At 61.1% G+C, this 17,104-nt stretch carries 13 protein-coding genes and 1 tRNA gene; 6 read left to right on the top strand and 8 right to left on the bottom strand.

The window, feature by feature from the left end; all coding sequences use genetic code 11:
- The coding region (locus tag HMPREF3098_RS11930; RefSeq protein ID WP_246815934.1) for an OPT family oligopeptide transporter at nucleotides 1-1,433 on the bottom strand (1,433 nt) is incomplete at its 3' end.
- A gap of 380 nt (nucleotides 1,434-1,813) precedes the next feature.
- Here HMPREF3098_RS11930 and HMPREF3098_RS10550 point away from each other — a divergent pair.
- Nucleotides 1,814-1,889, top strand: a tRNA-Glu gene (locus tag HMPREF3098_RS10550).
- Between the two features lie 730 nt (nucleotides 1,890-2,619).
- The gene (locus HMPREF3098_RS10545; RefSeq protein WP_052094984.1) at nucleotides 2,620-3,060 is read left to right on the top strand and encodes a DoxX family protein; all 441 of its coding nucleotides are present in this window, start codon (nucleotides 2,620-2,622) and stop codon (nucleotides 3,058-3,060) included.
- Nucleotides 3,061-3,307: 247 nt separating this feature from the next.
- Here HMPREF3098_RS10545 and HMPREF3098_RS10540 read toward each other — a convergent pair whose 3' ends face one another.
- From HMPREF3098_RS10540 to HMPREF3098_RS10515, 6 genes are all read right to left on the bottom strand, one after another.
- Nucleotides 3,308-3,997, bottom strand: a complete 690-nt coding sequence (locus HMPREF3098_RS10540) for a winged helix-turn-helix domain-containing protein (RefSeq protein ID WP_070435107.1) — start codon at nucleotides 3,995-3,997, stop codon at nucleotides 3,308-3,310.
- Complete coding sequence (locus HMPREF3098_RS10535; protein WP_083284485.1) at nucleotides 3,994-6,780, bottom strand: DUF4118 domain-containing protein; 2,787 nt, start codon at nucleotides 6,778-6,780, stop codon at nucleotides 3,994-3,996. The genes HMPREF3098_RS10540 and HMPREF3098_RS10535 overlap by 4 nt, the downstream gene beginning before the upstream one ends.
- 120 nt (nucleotides 6,781-6,900) lie before the next feature.
- Entirely contained in the window at nucleotides 6,901-7,497 is a 597-nt protein-coding gene (kdpC, locus tag HMPREF3098_RS10530) for a K(+)-transporting ATPase subunit C (RefSeq protein WP_070435106.1), read from the bottom strand.
- A 141-nt stretch (nucleotides 7,498-7,638) separates the two neighbouring features.
- On the bottom strand, nucleotides 7,639-9,879 hold the full coding sequence (kdpB, locus tag HMPREF3098_RS10525; protein ID WP_070435105.1) for a potassium-transporting ATPase subunit KdpB: 2,241 nt from the start codon (nucleotides 9,877-9,879) through the stop codon (nucleotides 7,639-7,641).
- The gene (gene kdpA / locus HMPREF3098_RS10520; RefSeq protein WP_070435104.1) at nucleotides 9,876-11,558 is read right to left on the bottom strand and encodes a potassium-transporting ATPase subunit KdpA; all 1,683 of its coding nucleotides are present in this window, start codon (nucleotides 11,556-11,558) and stop codon (nucleotides 9,876-9,878) included. The genes kdpB and kdpA overlap by 4 nt, the downstream gene beginning before the upstream one ends.
- The gene (locus HMPREF3098_RS10515) at nucleotides 11,555-11,647 is read right to left on the bottom strand and encodes a potassium-transporting ATPase subunit F (protein WP_070435103.1); all 93 of its coding nucleotides are present in this window, start codon (nucleotides 11,645-11,647) and stop codon (nucleotides 11,555-11,557) included. The genes kdpA and HMPREF3098_RS10515 overlap by 4 nt, the downstream gene beginning before the upstream one ends.
- A gap of 485 nt (nucleotides 11,648-12,132) precedes the next feature.
- Here HMPREF3098_RS10515 and HMPREF3098_RS10505 point away from each other — a divergent pair, with 485 nt between their 5' ends.
- A complete protein-coding gene (locus tag HMPREF3098_RS10505) occupies nucleotides 12,133-12,519 on the top strand; it encodes a carboxymuconolactone decarboxylase family protein (RefSeq protein WP_070435121.1) in 387 nt (128 codons plus the stop codon).
- 188 nt (nucleotides 12,520-12,707) lie between these two features.
- Nucleotides 12,708-13,925: a multidrug effflux MFS transporter gene (locus tag HMPREF3098_RS10500; RefSeq protein WP_070435101.1), complete on the top strand. Its 1,218-nt coding sequence runs from the start codon at nucleotides 12,708-12,710 to the stop codon at nucleotides 13,923-13,925.
- 103 nt (nucleotides 13,926-14,028) lie between these two features.
- Here HMPREF3098_RS10500 and HMPREF3098_RS10495 read toward each other — a convergent pair whose 3' ends face one another.
- Entirely contained in the window at nucleotides 14,029-14,748 is a 720-nt protein-coding gene (locus HMPREF3098_RS10495) for an IclR family transcriptional regulator (RefSeq protein ID WP_070435100.1), read from the bottom strand.
- A gap of 64 nt (nucleotides 14,749-14,812) precedes the next feature.
- On the opposite strand from HMPREF3098_RS10495, the gene leuC reads away from it, so the two are divergent.
- A complete protein-coding gene (leuC, locus tag HMPREF3098_RS10490; protein ID WP_070435099.1) occupies nucleotides 14,813-16,255 on the top strand; it encodes a 3-isopropylmalate dehydratase large subunit in 1,443 nt (480 codons plus the stop codon).
- Between the two features lie 81 nt (nucleotides 16,256-16,336).
- The gene (leuD, locus tag HMPREF3098_RS10485; RefSeq protein WP_070435098.1) at nucleotides 16,337-16,927 is read left to right on the top strand and encodes a 3-isopropylmalate dehydratase small subunit; all 591 of its coding nucleotides are present in this window, start codon (nucleotides 16,337-16,339) and stop codon (nucleotides 16,925-16,927) included.
- Nucleotides 16,928-17,104 lie beyond the last annotated feature (177 nt).

Here is a 17,104-nt window from a genome sequence, read left to right as displayed (position 1 = left end):
CCCCCAACAACCACCTTGATCAGCAAAGCAGCCGACAACACCACGATGATGCCCACGCCAGAGATCGGGGAGTTCGACGCGCCGATCAGGCCGGCCATGTAACCACAGATGGAAGCCACGATCAGGCCGACCAGGAGGGTGTAGACGATCGACAAGATAATCAGGCCGGTCATGTGGTGGGTGATGGCGGAATCCTTGACGAACAGCCACAGCAGCACACCCACGGGGATCATCGAGGCCAAAGTCACACCTGCGACCACGGGGAAGGGGATGTCTTTTTCGGTGAGGGCTACTTGTTGGCCGGCGTTACGGGCGCGGGACGACGCCATGCTGTCTTTGATTCCCTTGATGATTGGTCCGATGATCTTCAGCAGAGTCCAAACCGCAGCGATCGCCATCGCACCGGCGCCGATGAAACGGACGTCGGAGGCGAAGGTGGAGGACACGATGTCAGAGATATCGCCTTCCGCTGGAATGAGACCGGACGTGCGCAGTGGGAGCAGCACTCCGTAGGAGATGGCGAGGCCGATGATCATCGCGATACCGACGGAAAGACCGACCAGGTGCCCCACACCGATCAGTGCGAGGGAGAGGGAACCGCCAATCATCGTGCCGCCGGAGCCGACGCGGAAGAACGTGGCGATCTCCGTGGCGGCGACCTTCATCGCACCGAGGATGGCCATGGCCGCGGAGGCCAGGGCGCCGACGATGATCATTCGGAGGCCTTGCTTGTTCTCCTCGTGGGCATCGGTGGAGGTGCTGCTGGTGCTGAGGGTGTTGCTGGCGTTGCTGGTGCTGCCGGTGCTGTCGCCCGCGGATTCAGCAATGACGGTGCCGGCGCCCGTCGTGCCCGCGGTGTCGGCAGCGGGGGTGCTGGCTGGGTTCGTTCCAGCGGTGGCGGCAGCGTTGGCGGCTTGCGCGTTTTGTTCGCCTTGAGTGTCGCCGACCTTGAGGACCTCCGCAGCGGCCACGCCTTCTGGGAACGGCAGGTCAGAGCCGGTGACGAGCGCGCGGCGCAGCGGGATGGAGAACATCACGCCGAGGATGCCGCCGATCGCGCAGACCGCGGCTGTCGTCCAGTACGGGAAGCCTTGCCACCAGCCGACCATGATGAGGCCGGGGAGGACGAAGATGATCGCCGAGAGGGTGCCCGCGGCAGACGCGATGGTCTGTACGATGTTGTTCTCCTGGATGGAGTGATCCTTGAAGTTACGCAGGATCGCCATGGAGATCACGGCGGCGGGGATGGACGTGGCGAACGTGAGGCCCACGCGGAGGCCCAAGTACACGTTGGCCGCGGTGAAAATCAGAGTGATAATGCCACCGAGGATGACCGCGCGGAGAGTGAACTCTCGCACCGGAGAGGTGGGCTTTGCTTTATCTCGCAGGTCGGCCGGTTGGGCCGAGCCTGCTGAATCAGATGAGCTGGTCATTTGGGAGCTCTTTCTAGCTGCTATGGGTTTGAAATCGGGTGTGTAGGCCAGCGCGTCGGGGCGTGTGACGAGGGTTACGGCTCGTCCGCGATGATCGGCCAGCTAACACAGAACTGATTTACTTGGGGATTTTAGGCCTCGAGAGGTGCAGTTGCCCAATCGGTTATGCGCATTTTTTGCGGAAGGGTGGCGAGTGGGATGGCGGGGATGGCGAGGTTATGGGCAGGGTGGGGGCCTACTCGGACTTCTTTTCAGTGGGAATTGGCATCGATTTGGTGTAAATCATCGAGTGACCTGCGGATTAGGTAAATATTTCCCGTGACGTGTAAAGTTCTGTTCCGTCGCTTGCGCACTGATTTCAGTCGCAACTGTGATGTCCTGCCCCGTTCGTCTAGCGGCCTAGGACGCTGGCCTCTCACGCCGGTAACACGGGTTCAAATCCCGTACGGGGTACCAAATCTCAGCGCCCCCACCTTGATTCGAGGTGGAGGCGTTTTTTCGTGTCGCTTCTTTCTGCTTTTTGACCCTTAGCTCTGCTTTTTTGGGGGGTGTTGGGCAGCGTGTTTTAGGGCGTGTTGGGTGGCGTGTTTCTGTGTTGCTTGATATTCGTTCCTGTTTTCTTCGCGCCGGTTGGGTTTGCAGAATGAGATGCGTCGTTGGGTCGGTTTTTGTGTTGTTTCGTTCTGTTTGTTGAACGTAGTTGTGCGGGAGTGCGTGGAATTGAGGGGTGAGGGAGGATCATGTCCATGAAATGGATCATCGGCGCCGCAGGGGTGGAGGCATTTGGGGTGAAACGGGATCAGGTATGAGAAAAGCTTTTTCCGGCTGTTCGCTGGGGGTAAAAATCTCGGGGAGTGAAGATATTCGCAGAAGGGGGGTGAAACGGGCAGCCTGAAAGAGTTTTAGGGAGGGATGCGGACGTGGCGGGTGGGGAAAGCTATATGGGGGAGAAGTGCATAGGTGGCGGTTGCCGAAATTTTTTTGGGTCGGTGTCCGCTTGGCTATTGCGAACACCAACACCCTCCGCTATGGTGGTTGACGTATCACCTACATGGTGGGTGATGTGAACGATAAAATGCTGAACTGTCACCTACATGGTGGGTGATACAGCCAATGAACGTAATTAGACTGACCATTAGGGCAAGACCACAGCCCAACACTCAATACCCGTAGGAGGGTCACCACTATGTTGAACAACCTGTTGAAAACCCAGCCAGAACGATCCTTTATCTCGAAGGCTGGCTCCGTCTTAGGCCGCGCTGCCGTTATGCCACTGTTCATCATCGGCGCACAGAACGCGCTGAAAAACATCGAGGGCGTTGGCGGAATGGCCGATTCTGCAGCGAAGAAGGTCGGCCTGAACAACCTGCCCGTCGAGGGCAAGCACATGGCCACCATCAATGCGTACGCTCAGATGGGACTGGGTTCCGCACTGGCCTTGGGTATCTTCCCACAGCTCAGCGCACTGGGCTTGGTCGGTTCCCTCATTCCAACCACCTTGGTTGGCCACGCTTTCTGGGATCAGGAAACCGAGGAAGACAAGGGCCAGCAGCAGCTGCAGTTCGTTAAGAACCTCGCCGTCATCGGTGGCCTGCTGTACCTGGCTACTCGCGACAACAAGCACTAAACGGGACCGTGGTGGCCGCACGTTAGGCAGGCCCACGTGCCAAGGCTGGTAAGCCATCGCCAATTAACCCAGCGCACACTCGCCACCACCCACAAACCCAGCACCTACCATTTCCGCATCATGCGGATGGTGGGTGCTTTTATGCGCAGACCGCCCAACTCCGGCTGACGGCCTGCGCCTACAACGCCCGCTTACAGCACCAGTCGCTACCCAACTCCGGCTGACGGCCTGCGCCTACGACGCCCGCTTACAGCACCAGCCGATACCCAACCCCCAGCTCCGTCGTGAAGTACTGCGGATTCGCGGGATCGCGCTCCAGCTTCGCGCGCAGCTGAGACATATACACCCGCAGGTAGTTCGTCTCCTTCTTATATGATTCGCCCCATACCGCCTGTAGCAGCTCCAGCTTCGTCACCAACCGCCCCTGATGGCGAATCAGGTACTCCGCGATTCCCCATTCGCGGGGCGTGAGATGCACCTCCGCACCATCCACTGTCACGCGCTTTTCCGGCAAATCGAACGCCACGCGCCCATCGGAGGTCCACACCACCGGTTGCTCCGCCTCCTCACTGGGGGCCCTGCGTAACGCCGCCCGCAGCCTCGCCAGCAGCTCCCCCACGGCAAACGGCTTGGTCACGTAATCATCGGCGCCCTCATCCAGCGCGTTAATTTTCCCGGCCTCGTCGTGCCGCGCCGAGACCACTAGAACGGGCACATCGCTCCAGCTCCGTAGGGCACGCAGAACGTCTAGGCCGCTCATATCCGGTAGCCCCAGGTCCAGCAGCAGCGCGTGCGGGTGCCACTCGGCGGCCAGCTTGATCGCCGCGCTGGCGGTCTTCGCCACCTTCACGTCATACCCCCGCGCCCGAAGGGTGACGAGCACCGCATTGGCCAAGGGGGCGTCGTCCTCAACCATCAAAATCTTTTCACTGTTCATTCTGGTTCCTTGGGGTTGGCGTTGTTGGTTTCTTTTTTATCCGACGCCACCCTCATCCCCACCCCTGCCGTCCCCGTACGGTGGCGGTCCGTGGAGGTGGGGTGTGGGGCGGCAGTGGGTGTGTGATCCGCGGCGGATGTGAGATCAGTGGGCGCAGCTCCAGCGCGGGGGAGTGTGAGCACCAGCGTCGCGCCTCCGCCGGGCGTGTTGTGTGCTTCCAAGCTACCGCCCATGGCCTCGGCGAATCCGCGGGCGACTGCCAGGCCCAGGCCCAGTCCATTCTGGTTGGCAGATTGATCGCCAAGGCGCTGGAAGGGAGTGAACACGTCGTTGAGCTTCTCTGGTGGAAACCCAGGGCCGTGGTCGCTGATGATGAGTTGCACGGTGCTGGGGGAAGCCGTGTTTGCACTAACACCCTCTTGCGCGCGGATCTCAATGGGCGAATTCGGCGCGTACGTCCGCGCGTTGATCACAATGTTGGCGACAATGCGCTGCACTAAGCCCGTATCACCTACCGCGGGTGCCACCGAGGCATCCACGTGCGATTCGATGTACTGGGCAGCCTCGGGCAGTTCCGCGATAACAGCATCCACCACGTCGGCGTAATTCACCGGGGCGTGATGGACGGTGACGGTGTTGGAGTTCACGCGGCTCATATCCAACAGATTCCCAATGACCGTCTCCAGCCGGTCGGTGCTGGAGGCAATCGTGTCCATCAACAGCGCGCGGGAATCCTCGTCCAGCTCCACGTCGTCCATCGTCAGCCCCGTGATCGCCGCCTTGATCCCCGCCAGCGGGGTGCGCAAGTCGTGAGACACGGCCGTCAACAGGGCCGTACCCACACGGTTTCCCGCCTCCAACGCGGCCGTCGCCCGGCGCATCGCGTGCAGCTGCTCGCGGTCGATAATGGCGGTGATCCGCGCACCGTGAGCCTCGATCATGGCACTTTCCGCCGGTGACAGCTCCCGCCCGCCCAACACGAACCGCATGCCGTCGCCCGCACCCACGTGCGCGGGGGTCTTCTTACCGGGCCATGGCACACCGATCCCACCGGGATCGGTGGTCGCCATCGTCACCCACTTTTTCCGCTCCTTCGAATACTGCTGCAAATCCACGCGCCGCAGGTTGAACGTCTCCCGCAACCGCGATAGCAAACTGTGGATATCATCGCCCTCATCCAGCGCGCCACGCGCGAGGTCGGACAGCACCACCGCCTGGCCTAGCCGTCGGTTGGACTCAGCGCGGCGTCGTTCCGCAATATCCACCACCACCGCGACGGCCACCGAAATAACAAAAAACAAGATGATCTGCACCAGGTTGGCAGGCTCGGTCACCGTGAGTGTGCGATAGGGGTGGGTGAAAAACCAGTTTGCTAGCACAGAGCCCAAGGTCACAGCCACAATCGCTGGACCGAAACCACCCGCTAGCGCCGCGAACACCGCGATGGTCAAATACCCCAGCAGGATGGAACCCAGCGCGCCTTCCTGGTGATCGAGGGGCGTCATGAACAGGGTTAACAGGATCGGCCCCAGGATTGCCAACGCCCAGCCAGCCCCGCGCCGGGCGGGGCTTAACTGTGGAGTCGTATCCAGCGCTCCCGTGTGCCGGCGCGAACGCCCCACCACGTAGGTTTTCGCCCGTCGCAGCAGCGACCGAACGGTTGAACTGCGCCCGTTCTTCACCGCCGAGCCCACCGTGGACACAATGTGCACGTCAATGCGCCCGGACCCATCGATAATCTTGTGGGCCGTGGAACTAAACAGGCGGCTCATGCGCGTGCCTAGGCCGATCACCAACTGCGACGCATTGACCGTGCGCGCGAACTCCAGCAACGTCTTAGCCACATCGTCGCCCTCGATGACGCGCCACTGGCCGTCGAGGGATTCCGTCAGCTCCTGCAATCGGCGCAACCGCCGTGGCACGTCGCCCTCCAGGGCCCCATCGGCACCTGAGACGAACACCACGAGCATTTCGCGCCCGGCCACACGCTCGGTGATGCGCGCGCCACGGCGGATCAGGGCCTCGGAGACATCATCGCCTTGAACCGCCACGACCACACGCTCGCGGGCGGGCCAGTTGTCCTGGATCTTTTCGTCCTCGCGGTACTTCTCCAGTACCTCGTCGACCTTGTCGGCCAGCCACAGCAGGCTCAGCTCGCGCAGGGCCGTCAGGTTGCCGACCCGGAAGTAGCTGTTTAGTGCGGTTTCGGCCTGCTGTTGTCGATATACCTCACCGCGCGCCAGGCGAATGCGCAGGGCATCGGGGGAGAGGTCCACCAGCTCGATCTCATCGGCATCGCGCAGTACCTGATCCGGCACGGTCTCGCGCTGCCGCGTTCCCGTCACGGCGGAGACCACATCGTTGAGCGATTCCACATGCTGGATATTCATCGTGGAGATCACGTCGATTCCGGCGTCCAGCAGGGCATACACATCGTGCCAACGCTTTGCGCCCTCCGCCGGCCGGTCTCCATCGGAATCCTGCGCGCCCACGATGGTGTGCGCCAACTCGTCGACCAGCACCACCTGCGGGTGCGCGGCCAGCGCGGCCTCAAGGTCCATCTCGTCGTACTCGCCACCGCGGTGCGCCACCATCTTGCGCGGCAGAATCGGTAAGCCCTCGGTCAGCGCCCGCGTGCGCTCGCGCCCATGGTCTTCCACGATGCCGACCAGCACATCGTGCCCGCGATCAACCAGATCATGCGCTTCACTGAGCATCGCGCACGTCTTACCCACACCCGGCGCAAATCCCAGATAGACCTTAAGCTTGCCCCGCTGTCCCATGGTCGCTGTTGTCTCCTCGTTGTTGTCACGGCCGCGCCGGCCTTCGTAGTGCCTTTTTTACACCGACGCCCCCCGCCGCGACCGAACCTCGAATCGCAACGGGGAGCAGGGGTTGCCCACTTAGCTCATGTCGCTGAGGGCCTTGTTCAACTTCACGACATTCACCGGGGCGCCATCCCGGTTGCCGGTGAAGTTGCCTTCCGTGGCATCGGTAATCATTTGGTCCACGCGGGCCTTGTCGATCCCGCGTTCCTTCGCCACACGCGGGGCCTGCAGCTGCGCATACTGGGTGGAGATGTGTGGGTCCAGGCCAGAGCCCGAGGACGTCACGGCATCTACCGGAACGTCGTTGGGGGAGACGTTCTCGCGTACAGCGACCTCATCACGCTGCTTTGCAATGGCCGCTTGCAGGTCCTTGCTAAAGGGGGAGAGGTTCGTGGCGGAGGAGCTCATGGCGTCGAAACCATTATCCCCAGCGGCAGAGGGCCGAGGGTAGAAGAAACCCGGAGCGGTGACCTCTTGGGCAATCAGGGTGGAACCCGCTGGTTCGCCCTGTGAGTTGGTGATCATAGAGCCATCGGCCTTGGCCGGCATGATGCGGCCCACACCCACCATCGCGATGGGGTAGACGATGCCCAGGATCAGGGTGAGCAAGAAGAAGATGCGCACCGTGGTGGAGGCTAGGCGAAGGCCGTTGCCGGATGGAGCTTTAGCCATTGTTTTTCCTTTCTAGAGGGGCTGTGGGGTGGCAGGGGCTGTGGGGTGGCAGGGGCTGTGGGTGGCAGCAGGGGCTGTGGGGTGGTGGCAGGGGCTGAGGGGTGGCAGCAGGGGCAGAAACAGCAGATATACCCGCCCGGCCTACAAGCCGAATACCCCGGAGATAATGAGGTCGATGATCTTGATGCCAATGAACGGCACGATTACTCCACCCAAGCCGAAGATCATGAGGTTGCGGGACAGCAATGCGGCCGCCGAACCTGCGCGGTACTTCACACCTTTCAGCGCCAGCGGGATCAACGCGATGATGATCAGTGCGTTGAAGATGACTGCGGAGAGAATGGCTGATTCCGGAGAATGCAGGCGCATGATGTTCAACGCGGACAGGCCGGGGAAAGCCACGACGAACATTGCGGGGATGATGGCGAAGTACTTGGCAATATCGTTGGCAATACTGAACGTGGTCAGCGCCCCGCGGGTAATCAGCAGCTGCTTTCCGATGGCCACCACGTCGATCAACTTGGTGGGATCCGAATCCAGATCCACCATGTTGCCGGCCTCCTTGGCCGCGGTGGTACCGGTGTTCATGGCCACACCCACGTCGGCCTGCGCGAGGGCAGGGGCATCGTTGGTGCCGTCGCCGGTCATGGCAACCAAGCGACCCTTGGCTTGTTCCTTGCGGATTAGCTCCAGCTTCTGCTCTGGGGTGGCCTCGGCAAGTACGTCGTCCACTCCGGCCTCCGCGGCGATGGCCTTGGCGGTCAGGGCATTATCGCCCGTGACCATGACGGTACGAATGCCCATTTTGCGTAGTTGTTCGAAACGTTCGGTCATGCCCGGCTTGACTACGTCCTTGAGGTGGATGACGCCCAGGACGCGCCCGGCGCGGTCTTTGCCGTGGGGATCTAATGCGATCTCGGCTACGACCAGTGCAGTTCCACCGCTATTGGAAATGTCGTTAACCACGTCCGTGGTCGCGGTGGGGACCTCGCCGCCCAGCGTCGCCACCAACTTGGTCACTTCCGAGGCCGCGCCCTTGACGATCTTGCGTGCGCCAGCCTGGCCGGTGGCCCCGACCCATTCGGTGTACTCCCCGGCACCGGCGGGCAACGTGATGCCACTCATGCGGGTTTGTGCAGTGAAGGGGATGAACTCGGCTTCGCGGAAGGTCTCGTCCGGAATGGCCTGCCCGGATTCTTTCTGGGCCAGCAGGACGATAGAGCGCCCCTCGGGGGTTTCATCGGCAAGGGAGGAAAGCTGGCACGCGTAGGACAGTTCTTCCTCGGTGGTAGCGCCCACGGCCACGAACTCGCTGGCTTGGCGGTCACCAATGGTGATGGTGCCGGTCTTATCCAACAGCAACGTGGCCACGTCACCGGCGGCTTCCACCGCGCGACCGGACATGGCCAGCACGTTGTGCTGTACCAACCGGTCCATGCCCGCAATACCAATTGCGGACAGCAGCGCACCGATGGTGGTGGGGATCAAACACACCAGCAATGCCACCAGCACAACCGGGGATTGCTCGGCGCCGTTAAAGGCCGCCATTGGGGCCAGCGACAGCACCACGATCATGAAGATGATCGTTAGCACGATGAGCAAAGTGCCCAGCGCGACCTCGTTGGGAGTCTTCTTGCGTTCCGCGCCTTCCACCAGACCGATCATGCGGTCCATGAAGGATTCCCCGGCCTTGCTGGTCACACGCACCGCGATGGCATCGGAGAGCACGCGAGTACCGCCGGTGACCGCGGAGCGATCACCACCGGACTCGCGGATCACGGGCGCGGATTCACCCGTGACAGCAGATTCATCCACGCTGGCGGCACCCATGACCACGTCACCATCGGCGGGGATCACGTTCCCAGCGCTGACCAGCACAATATCGCCAGGAACCAGGGACTCGCTGGAGACCTCCTCGGCCACGTCCCGCACACCCGCACCGGAGTTCTCCAGGGCCGGGGCCAAGGCGGCATCCGCGATATCGGCGCCCGTGAACTTCAAAGCGTTCGAGGACGTGCGGGTCGCACGCAACGCATCGGCTTGCGCCTTACCGCGCCCCTCGGCCACGGATTCCGCCAGCGTGGCGAACAGAACTGTCAGCCACAGCCACACTGTGATCGACCATGTGAACAGGGAAGGGTGCGCAATCGCCAGCACCAGCGTGAACAGCGCGCCCACTTCCACCAGGAACATCACGGGGGTCTTGTACAGCACACGCGGGTCCATCTTCTTGATGGCCAGCGGCAAAGCCGCCTTCAGTTGCGCCACAGAAAACGTACCGCCGGGCTTCTTCCCGGCGTGTGATGATGGGTTCGGGGAGCGCGGGGCGTCGGGATTAAGGCGAACAGCATCGCCGGAAGTAGAAAGATGTGCGGTTGTCATGACAGAGCCTCCGTCAATGGGCCGAGGACCAAGGTAGGCAGGAAGGTCAGGGCGCCAACAATGATGGCGATGCCGACCATCACGCCCACGAATTGCGGACGGTGAGTAGGTAGTGTTCCGGCAGTTTCCGCAGCCGGTTTTTGCGTGGCGAAGTCACCGGCCAGCGCCAGCGCCATAATGATGGGCAGGAACCGACCAAGCAGCATGCACAAGCCCAAAGTGATGTTGAACCACGGGGTATCTGCGCCGAAGCCAGCAAACGCAGAACCGTTGTTGTTGGAGGCCGAGGTGTAGGCATACACCAGGTCACTAAACCCGTGTGGACCCGATGCGGAGACGGCATCGCGGGTGGATGGAAGCATGGCAGAAACACCCACACCCGCCAACACCAACGCCGGCATCACGAGGATGTACAGGCTCACCTTGGTGATCTCCGAAACACCAATACGCTTGCCCAAATACTCCGGGGTACGGCCCACCATCAGCCCGGCTACGAACACACTCAACAGTGCGATCATCAACATGCCGTATAGGCCGGTGCCCACTCCGCCTGGAGAAATCTCGCCCAACATCATGTCCAGAATCAACATGCCACCGGCCAGTGGGTGGTAGCTGGAATGGAACGAATCAACCGCACCCGTGGAGGTCATCGTTGTGGTCACGGCAAAGAACGACGATGGCAGTACACCTAGGCGGTATTCCTTGCCCTCCATACCGCCACCTTGGAATGCGGCCAAGGAAGTCTCGCTGGACATCACCACAGCCAGAGAGCCGAAGTACAACACGGCCATCGCAGCCAGAACGGCCCAGCCCTGACGGGTATCACCAATCATTTTCCCGAAGGTCCGGGTGAGGCTCACGGGGATTACCAGGATCAAGAAGATCTCCAGCATGTTGGTCCACGCGTTCGGGTTTTCATACGGGTGGGCGGAGTTCGCGTTGAAGTAACCGCCGCCGTTCGTGCCCAGCTCCTTGATGACTTCCTGGGACGCCACAGCACCACCCGGAATGGTCTGCTGACCACCGGTGATCGTTTGCACCGTCGTGGGGGCATGGAAGTTCTGGATCGCACCTTGCGAAATCAACAGGACCGCACCAATGACCGCCATCGGCAGCAGCACGCGGAAAACGGCACGGGTGAGGTCCACCCAGAAATTGCCGATCTCCCCATTACCCAGGCGATTGGCCAACCCGCGGATCAGTGCAATAGCCACGGTGATACCCACAGCTGCAGACACAAAGTTCTGCACGGCCAAGCCGGCCATCTGCGTGAGGATGCTCATGGCCACTTCACCGGAATAGGACTGCCAGTTTGTGTTTGTGGTGAATGAGACCGCGGTGTTCCACGCCTGATCCCACTTCACCGGCTCCTTGCCGTGGTTCAATGGCAACCATTGCTGCACGCGCTGCAGCAGGTACAGGAACACTAAGCTGATAGTGGAAAACGCCAATACGCTGGCCGCGTAGCGCGTCCACTTTTGTTGCCCGTCGGGATTCACACCCGTGAGCCGGTACACCAGCTTCTCGAAACTCGTATGTGCAGAGCCCGATTGCCCGGGCCCCGATTGCCCGGGGCCCGTAAACACCTTGGCCATGTAATTGCCCAAAGGCACGTACACTCCCGCCAGGGCAATCAGGACGATGATGACAGGGATCCACCCTGTGATCGTGCCGGTCATGAGAACTTCTCCGGGTTCAGCAACGCGATCAGTAGGTAGATGATGGCGAGGATTCCCAGAATCCCCCCGACAACTAATTCCCAACTCATAGCTTGTCCACCGCCTTGACAGCGGCACCCATTGCGCCGAAGAGGGCACAGGTCACTGCGACCATTAAAACGTCATAAAGCATGCTGATGATCTCAGCACCGCGCCCGCCACATTCCAGCGTTTTTTGACGCTTTCTTAACGACCCGCCCCTTTCTAACCGACGCCCCTCGCACCCCTCATCCTCGTTCTCCGTTAGTGAGTCGCCACTCTCGGTCACGTTTCTTCTTCGGGGTCACGTTCCTTCTTTTAGGGGCAAGTTTCTTCTTTTAGGGGCACGTTTCTTCTTCGGGGTCACGTTCCTCCTTCGGGGGGCCGTTCCTCCCTAGGGTTAAATGAATAGTGCAGGCCACGCAAGAAGCATTGGAGGATGACTGAGATGACAGCGAATGACCAACGGAATATGAACGGTGGGGCGGCGGGGGGCGTCGGCCAACAAGAGGACAACGCAGCCGAGTTAGACGGTGCCACCGGTTTGAACGATGCCATGACAACGGCCTTCGAGGCGGGAATTGCAACGCGCCGGGAGGTCATGGGGGACGAGTTCGTGGACGCGGCGTTGCAACGGAATGCGGGCAAGGACGGGGAGGAACTGCAAAAGCATGTGACCGCGACCGTGTGGGGAGCCGTGTGGAACCGGCCGGGGTTGGCGAAGCGCGATCGTAGTTTGTTGAACATTGGCATGCTGGTGGCGCTGCGGGCGACCGAGGAATTGCGCGGACATGTACGTGGTGGCTTAGAAAATGGTCTGACGCGGGAAGAGATCACCGAAGCGGTGATCCATGCTTCGGGTTATTGTGGCGCTCCGGCGGCTTTGAGCGCGATGAAGGTGGTCCAGGAGGTTCTGGAAAAGGAATTGGGGCCGCGGGAGTAAGTACTGGTGTGGCTGGGATGGGGCCGGTGCGGTTGAGGTGGGGGCTGGTGCGGCTGAGCAAGTGTTGGTACGGCTGAGGTGGCGGCTGGCGCGGTTGAGGTGGGGGCTGGCACGAGCTCCGTTGGCCTATCGAAGGTTTCAGTTAGGTGATATGACAACTACCGGGCGGGCGGAGTAGTATTTTCCGCATGTCTAATGGAGAAAATCAAAGGGCGGGACTGAGTCGCGGGACCATTGTCGTCTTAGCTTTGGGCGGGGGCTTCGCGCCTTTCGCGATCGATGCCTACGTGCCGGGGTTGGATCAAATTGCTCACGAATTCGATGTGAGCGCATCGGTCGCTCAGTTGAGCCTGACCGGTTTCTTGGTGACGATGGGGTTGGCCCAGCTGCTGATTGGTCCACTGTCGGATCAACGGGGCAGGCGCCGGTTGCTTCTGATAGGGCTGGGTGGATCCGTTATTGCCTCAATTGTGGCAGCTATGGCACCTTCGATCTTGGTGCTCATCATCGCCCGCATGCTACAAGGATTCTTTGGCGCTGCGGGAGTGGTGCTATCTAAAGCGATCATTGCTGATTTAGGCCGGGGAGTGGGTGTGGCCAAGGCGTTTTCCACGTTGATGGCCGTGCAATCCATCGCTCCCGTCATTGCCCCAGCCATTGGTGGCTTCTTGGTGCCCGCGTTTGGCTGGCGTTCGGTATTTGTATTCCTAGCGCTTTTGGCTTTCGGGACACTGGTTGGAGCTTATTGGATGGTTCCGGAAACATTGCCGGAAGAGGCTAGGAATACCAATGGGTTCCGAAAAATTTTCGGGTCCATGGGCAAGCTGCTTACGGAACCTCCGTTCCTATTTACTCTGCTGATGTTCGTATCGGCCTTCGCTGTGATGTTTTCCTATATCGCCGGAAGTTCGTTCATCATGATTCGCCTCAATGGCTTTAGTACGGCTCAGTACTCGGTTATGTTCACCATTAACTCCGCAACGCTGGTGATTGCAAACTTGCTGAATTCCCGGATTGTGACCAAGGTGCCCGTGTTGAAGTGGGTGAGCATCGTGACGGGGGTCATGGGCGCAGCGGTGCTGTGGATCCTGGTGACGGTCCTTGTATTCGATGCCGCCGCCATTCCTCTCATGATTGGGTTCTTTATCCTCGTGGGATCGAATGGTTTCTTGTTCCCGAATACCGTGGCGCTGGCGATGCAGGCTTCCGAGGGGCGCACGGGCTCCGGCTCGGCGCTGCTAGGGGCATTCCAATTCACCTTCGCGGCAGGAATCGCACCTTTGACAGGTGTGGGCGATGGTTCGTCGGCTCTGCCGATGGCGCTGGTGATGACAGTTGGAGCGGCAATCCTAGCGGGTGGGGTGACCGGGTTGCGCGCAGTAACATCCAACGCGCAGAAGGATTAGGGTGCACTGACAGCGTTGCCGGTGGTTGTGACTGCGTTGCCGGTGGTTGCGACTGCGGTGCCGGCGGCTGCGGGCGAACAGTGCTCACCAGCACCGGTACAAACTACAGCAACTCACCAATCCGTTTGGCACCTGCCAACAGAGTGTCCTTGTAACGATCTGCCGGCGATGGGCGCAACCGATCTACAGGGCCAGATGTGGACAATACCGCGACCAAGCCACCGCCAGCATCCAAAATAGGAACGGAACAGCTGGCCAGCGATACGTCGCGCTCGGCGACCGATTCCGCCCACCCTTGCGCCCTGATCTGGTCCAGCTCTGCACGATCGTAAGCCGCAGTGGGCAAGACCTCCCGGCGCAGATCCTCCGTGCCATAGGCCACCAAGACCTTGGCGGCTGATCCGGCGGCCAAGGTCATTCGATGTCCAGCGGGCACAATATCGTGCAGGCCCGCAGAGGGGCTGATCGCGGCTACGCACACGCGTTCAAAACCGCTACGGCGATACACTTGCACGGCCTCGCCGACTTCCTTGACCAGTTCGGGCAAAACCTCATCGGCAGCCTCCAGCAGACGGTTGCTGCTACGCGGGGCCAATTCAATCACGCCCTGGCCAATTCGCCAACGGCCTTCTTCATCGCGCTGGATGAGGCGATGCTTCTCCAGTGCGACCGCAATACGGTGGGTGGTTGCACGCGGGAGGCCGGTGAGCTCGCACAGCTGGGTTAGGTTGCTGGGGCGAGCGGCGATGACGTTCAACAGATAAACGGCTCTATCCAAAACTTGAATGCCGCTTGTGTTTGGAACTTCTACATCGTTTCCCATAGTTTGATATTGTACATCCCACACCGTGGAATGGTGGTAGTGATAACCAGAAAAGAGGTAAGCAGTGTCCACAACAGCTGAGCACGCGAATAAACCGCTGACCCTAGCGGAGAAAGTTTGGCGCGATCACGTCGTCGCCCCCGGCACCGATGGTGGCCCCGACCTGCTCTACATCGACTTGCACCTCGTCCACGAGGTTACCTCGCCGCAGGCATTCGACGGGCTGCGTCAAGCCGGCCGCCCCGTCCGCCGGCCGGACCTAACCATCGCCACCGAGGACCACAACGTCCCCACCATCGGCGTAGCCAGCGGGAACTTACTGGAAATCGAAGACAAGACTTCCCGCCTGCAGGTATCCACCCTGCGCGATAACGCCAAGGAATTCGGCATTCGCCTGCACTCTATGGGCGACATCGACCAGGGCATCGTCCACACTGTCGGCCCCCAGCTGGGCCTCACTCAACCGGGGATGACCGTGGTGTGCGGTGACTCGCACACTTCCACGCACGGCGCTTTCGGCTCCATCGCGATGGGCATCGGCACCTCAGAGGTCGAGCACGTCCTGGCTACCCAAACCCTGCCGCTGAAGCCCTTCAAAACCATGGGCATAGAGGTCTCGGGCGAATTGCAACCCGGCGTGACGTCCAAGGACCTGATCCTGGCCATCATCGCCAAGATCGGCACCGGCGGCGGGCAGGGCCACATCATCGAATACCGTGGCGAGGCCATCGAAAAGCTGTCTATGGAAGCCCGCATGACCATGTGCAACATGTCCATCGAGGCGGGCGCTCGCGCCGGAATGATTGCCCCGGATGACATCACCTTCGAATACCTGAAGGGTCGCCCGCACGCACCCACGGGCGACGATTGGGATGCGGCCGTGGACTACTGGCGCTCCCTGCGCACCGATGACGATGCCACCTTCGATACCGTCGTCCACATCGACGGCAGTGCGATCACGCCATTCGTCACCTGGGGTACAAACCCAGGTCAGGGCCTGCCGTTGCATGAGGCCATCCCGCACCTGGAGGACTTCACCAACGACGCCGACCGCGCCGCCGCAGAACGCGCCCTGGAGTACATGGATCTGCAGCCCGGCACGCCACTGCGCGAGGTCAAGATCGATACCGTTTTCCTCGGTTCCTGCACAAACTCCCGCATCGAAGACCTGCGCGCCGCTGCTGAGGTCCTCGAGGGCCGCCAGGTCAGTGACCATGTCCAGATGCTGGTGGTCCCATCGTCTGCACGCGTGAAAGCGCAGGCCGAGGAGGAGGGCCTGGACAAGGTTTTCCTAGCCGCCGGTGCCGAGTGGCGCCTGCCGGGTTGTTCCATGTGCCTAGGCATGAACCCGGACCAGCTCAAGCCGGGGGAGCGCAGCGCCTCCACATCCAACCGCAATTTTGAGGGTCGCCAGGGCAAAGGTGGGCGTACGCACCTTGTCTCGCCCCCGGTCGCCGCCGCCACGGCAGTTCGCGGTTTCTTGTCTTCACCTGCCGATTTGGTATGACGCCCTGCGCCGTTCCACTGAAGAGTTTGGCGTCGAGTAACCAAAAAATCAGCACCCACGCGAAAGAAAAGAGCAACCGACATGGAGAAGTTCCATACGCACGAAGGAGTGGCAGCGCCGCTGACGCGCTCCAATGTAGATACCGACCAGATCATCCCAGCGGTGTACCTCAAGCGAGTAACGCGCACGGGATTCGAAGACGGCCTTTTCGCCGGCTGGCGCAAAGACCCACAGTTTATCCTCAACCAGCCGGCCTATGAAGGCGCCTCCGTGCTGGTAGCGGGCCCCGATTTCGGAACGGGATCCTCGCGTGAGCACGCGGTGTGGGCATTGATGGACTACGGATTCCGGGTTGTCCTCAGCAGCCGTTTCGCCGATATTTTCCGCGGGAACTCCGGTAAGGCGGGATTGCTGGCGGCCACGCTGGAGCAATCGGATATCGAGCTGATCTGGAAGCTGCTGGAGCAAGAACCCGGTGCGCAGATGACTGTGAACCTAGAGGACCGCACAGCGCAGCTGGGCACGCACACCTTCACCATCGAGGTGGACGACTACACTCGCTGGCGCCTGATGGAGGGGCTGGATGACATTGGTCTGACCTTGCGCAACGAGCAAGCCATTGAGGATTATGAGGCGGGGCGGCCCAGCTTCAAGCCACGCACTCTGGCGTAGCACTAGGGTGTGCGCGATGGTCTAGCACAAGGGTGTGCGGCACCCGCCGTTCGCGCGTCGGCCCGATCTCGGTGCGGCACCCGCCGTTCGCGCGTCGGCCCCACCTTGGCGCGGCCCCCGCCGTTCGCGCGTCGGTTCGTACGATGTGCAGCAGAACTCTGACAAAATGGCGCGTTT

Origin of the sequence: Corynebacterium sp. HMSC28B08, from assembly GCF_001806865.1 — a bacterium.
Classification (GTDB): domain Bacteria; phylum Actinomycetota; class Actinomycetes; order Mycobacteriales; family Mycobacteriaceae; genus Corynebacterium; species Corynebacterium auriscanis.
Note: the sequence above shows the minus strand (reverse complement) of the source record. Positions and strands in the feature narration are given on the sequence as shown.

Coding starts and splice junctions, on each gene's coding strand:
- HMPREF3098_RS10515 (WP_070435103.1), bottom strand. CDS start 11,647: ATGAGTTGGGAATTAGTTGTCGGGGGGATTCTGGGAATCCTCGCCATC.
- HMPREF3098_RS10535 (WP_083284485.1), bottom strand. CDS start 6,780: ATGGGACAGCGGGGCAAGCTTAAGGTCTATCTGGGATTTGCGCCGGGT.
- HMPREF3098_RS10495 (WP_070435100.1), bottom strand. CDS start 14,748: ATGGGAAACGATGTAGAAGTTCCAAACACAAGCGGCATTCAAGTTTTG.
- kdpA (WP_070435104.1), bottom strand. CDS start 11,558: ATGACCGGCACGATCACAGGGTGGATCCCTGTCATCATCGTCCTGATT.
- HMPREF3098_RS10540 (WP_070435107.1), bottom strand. CDS start 3,997: ATGAACAGTGAAAAGATTTTGATGGTTGAGGACGACGCCCCCTTGGCC.
- kdpC (WP_070435106.1), bottom strand. CDS start 7,497: ATGGCTAAAGCTCCATCCGGCAACGGCCTTCGCCTAGCCTCCACCACG.
- kdpB (WP_070435105.1), bottom strand. CDS start 9,879: ATGACAACCGCACATCTTTCTACTTCCGGCGATGCTGTTCGCCTTAAT.
- HMPREF3098_RS10545 (WP_052094984.1), top strand. CDS start 2,620: ATGTTGAACAACCTGTTGAAAACCCAGCCAGAACGATCCTTTATCTCG.
- HMPREF3098_RS10505 (WP_070435121.1), top strand. CDS start 12,133: ATGACAACGGCCTTCGAGGCGGGAATTGCAACGCGCCGGGAGGTCATG.
- HMPREF3098_RS10500 (WP_070435101.1), top strand. CDS start 12,708: ATGTCTAATGGAGAAAATCAAAGGGCGGGACTGAGTCGCGGGACCATT.
- leuD (WP_070435098.1), top strand. CDS start 16,337: ATGGAGAAGTTCCATACGCACGAAGGAGTGGCAGCGCCGCTGACGCGC.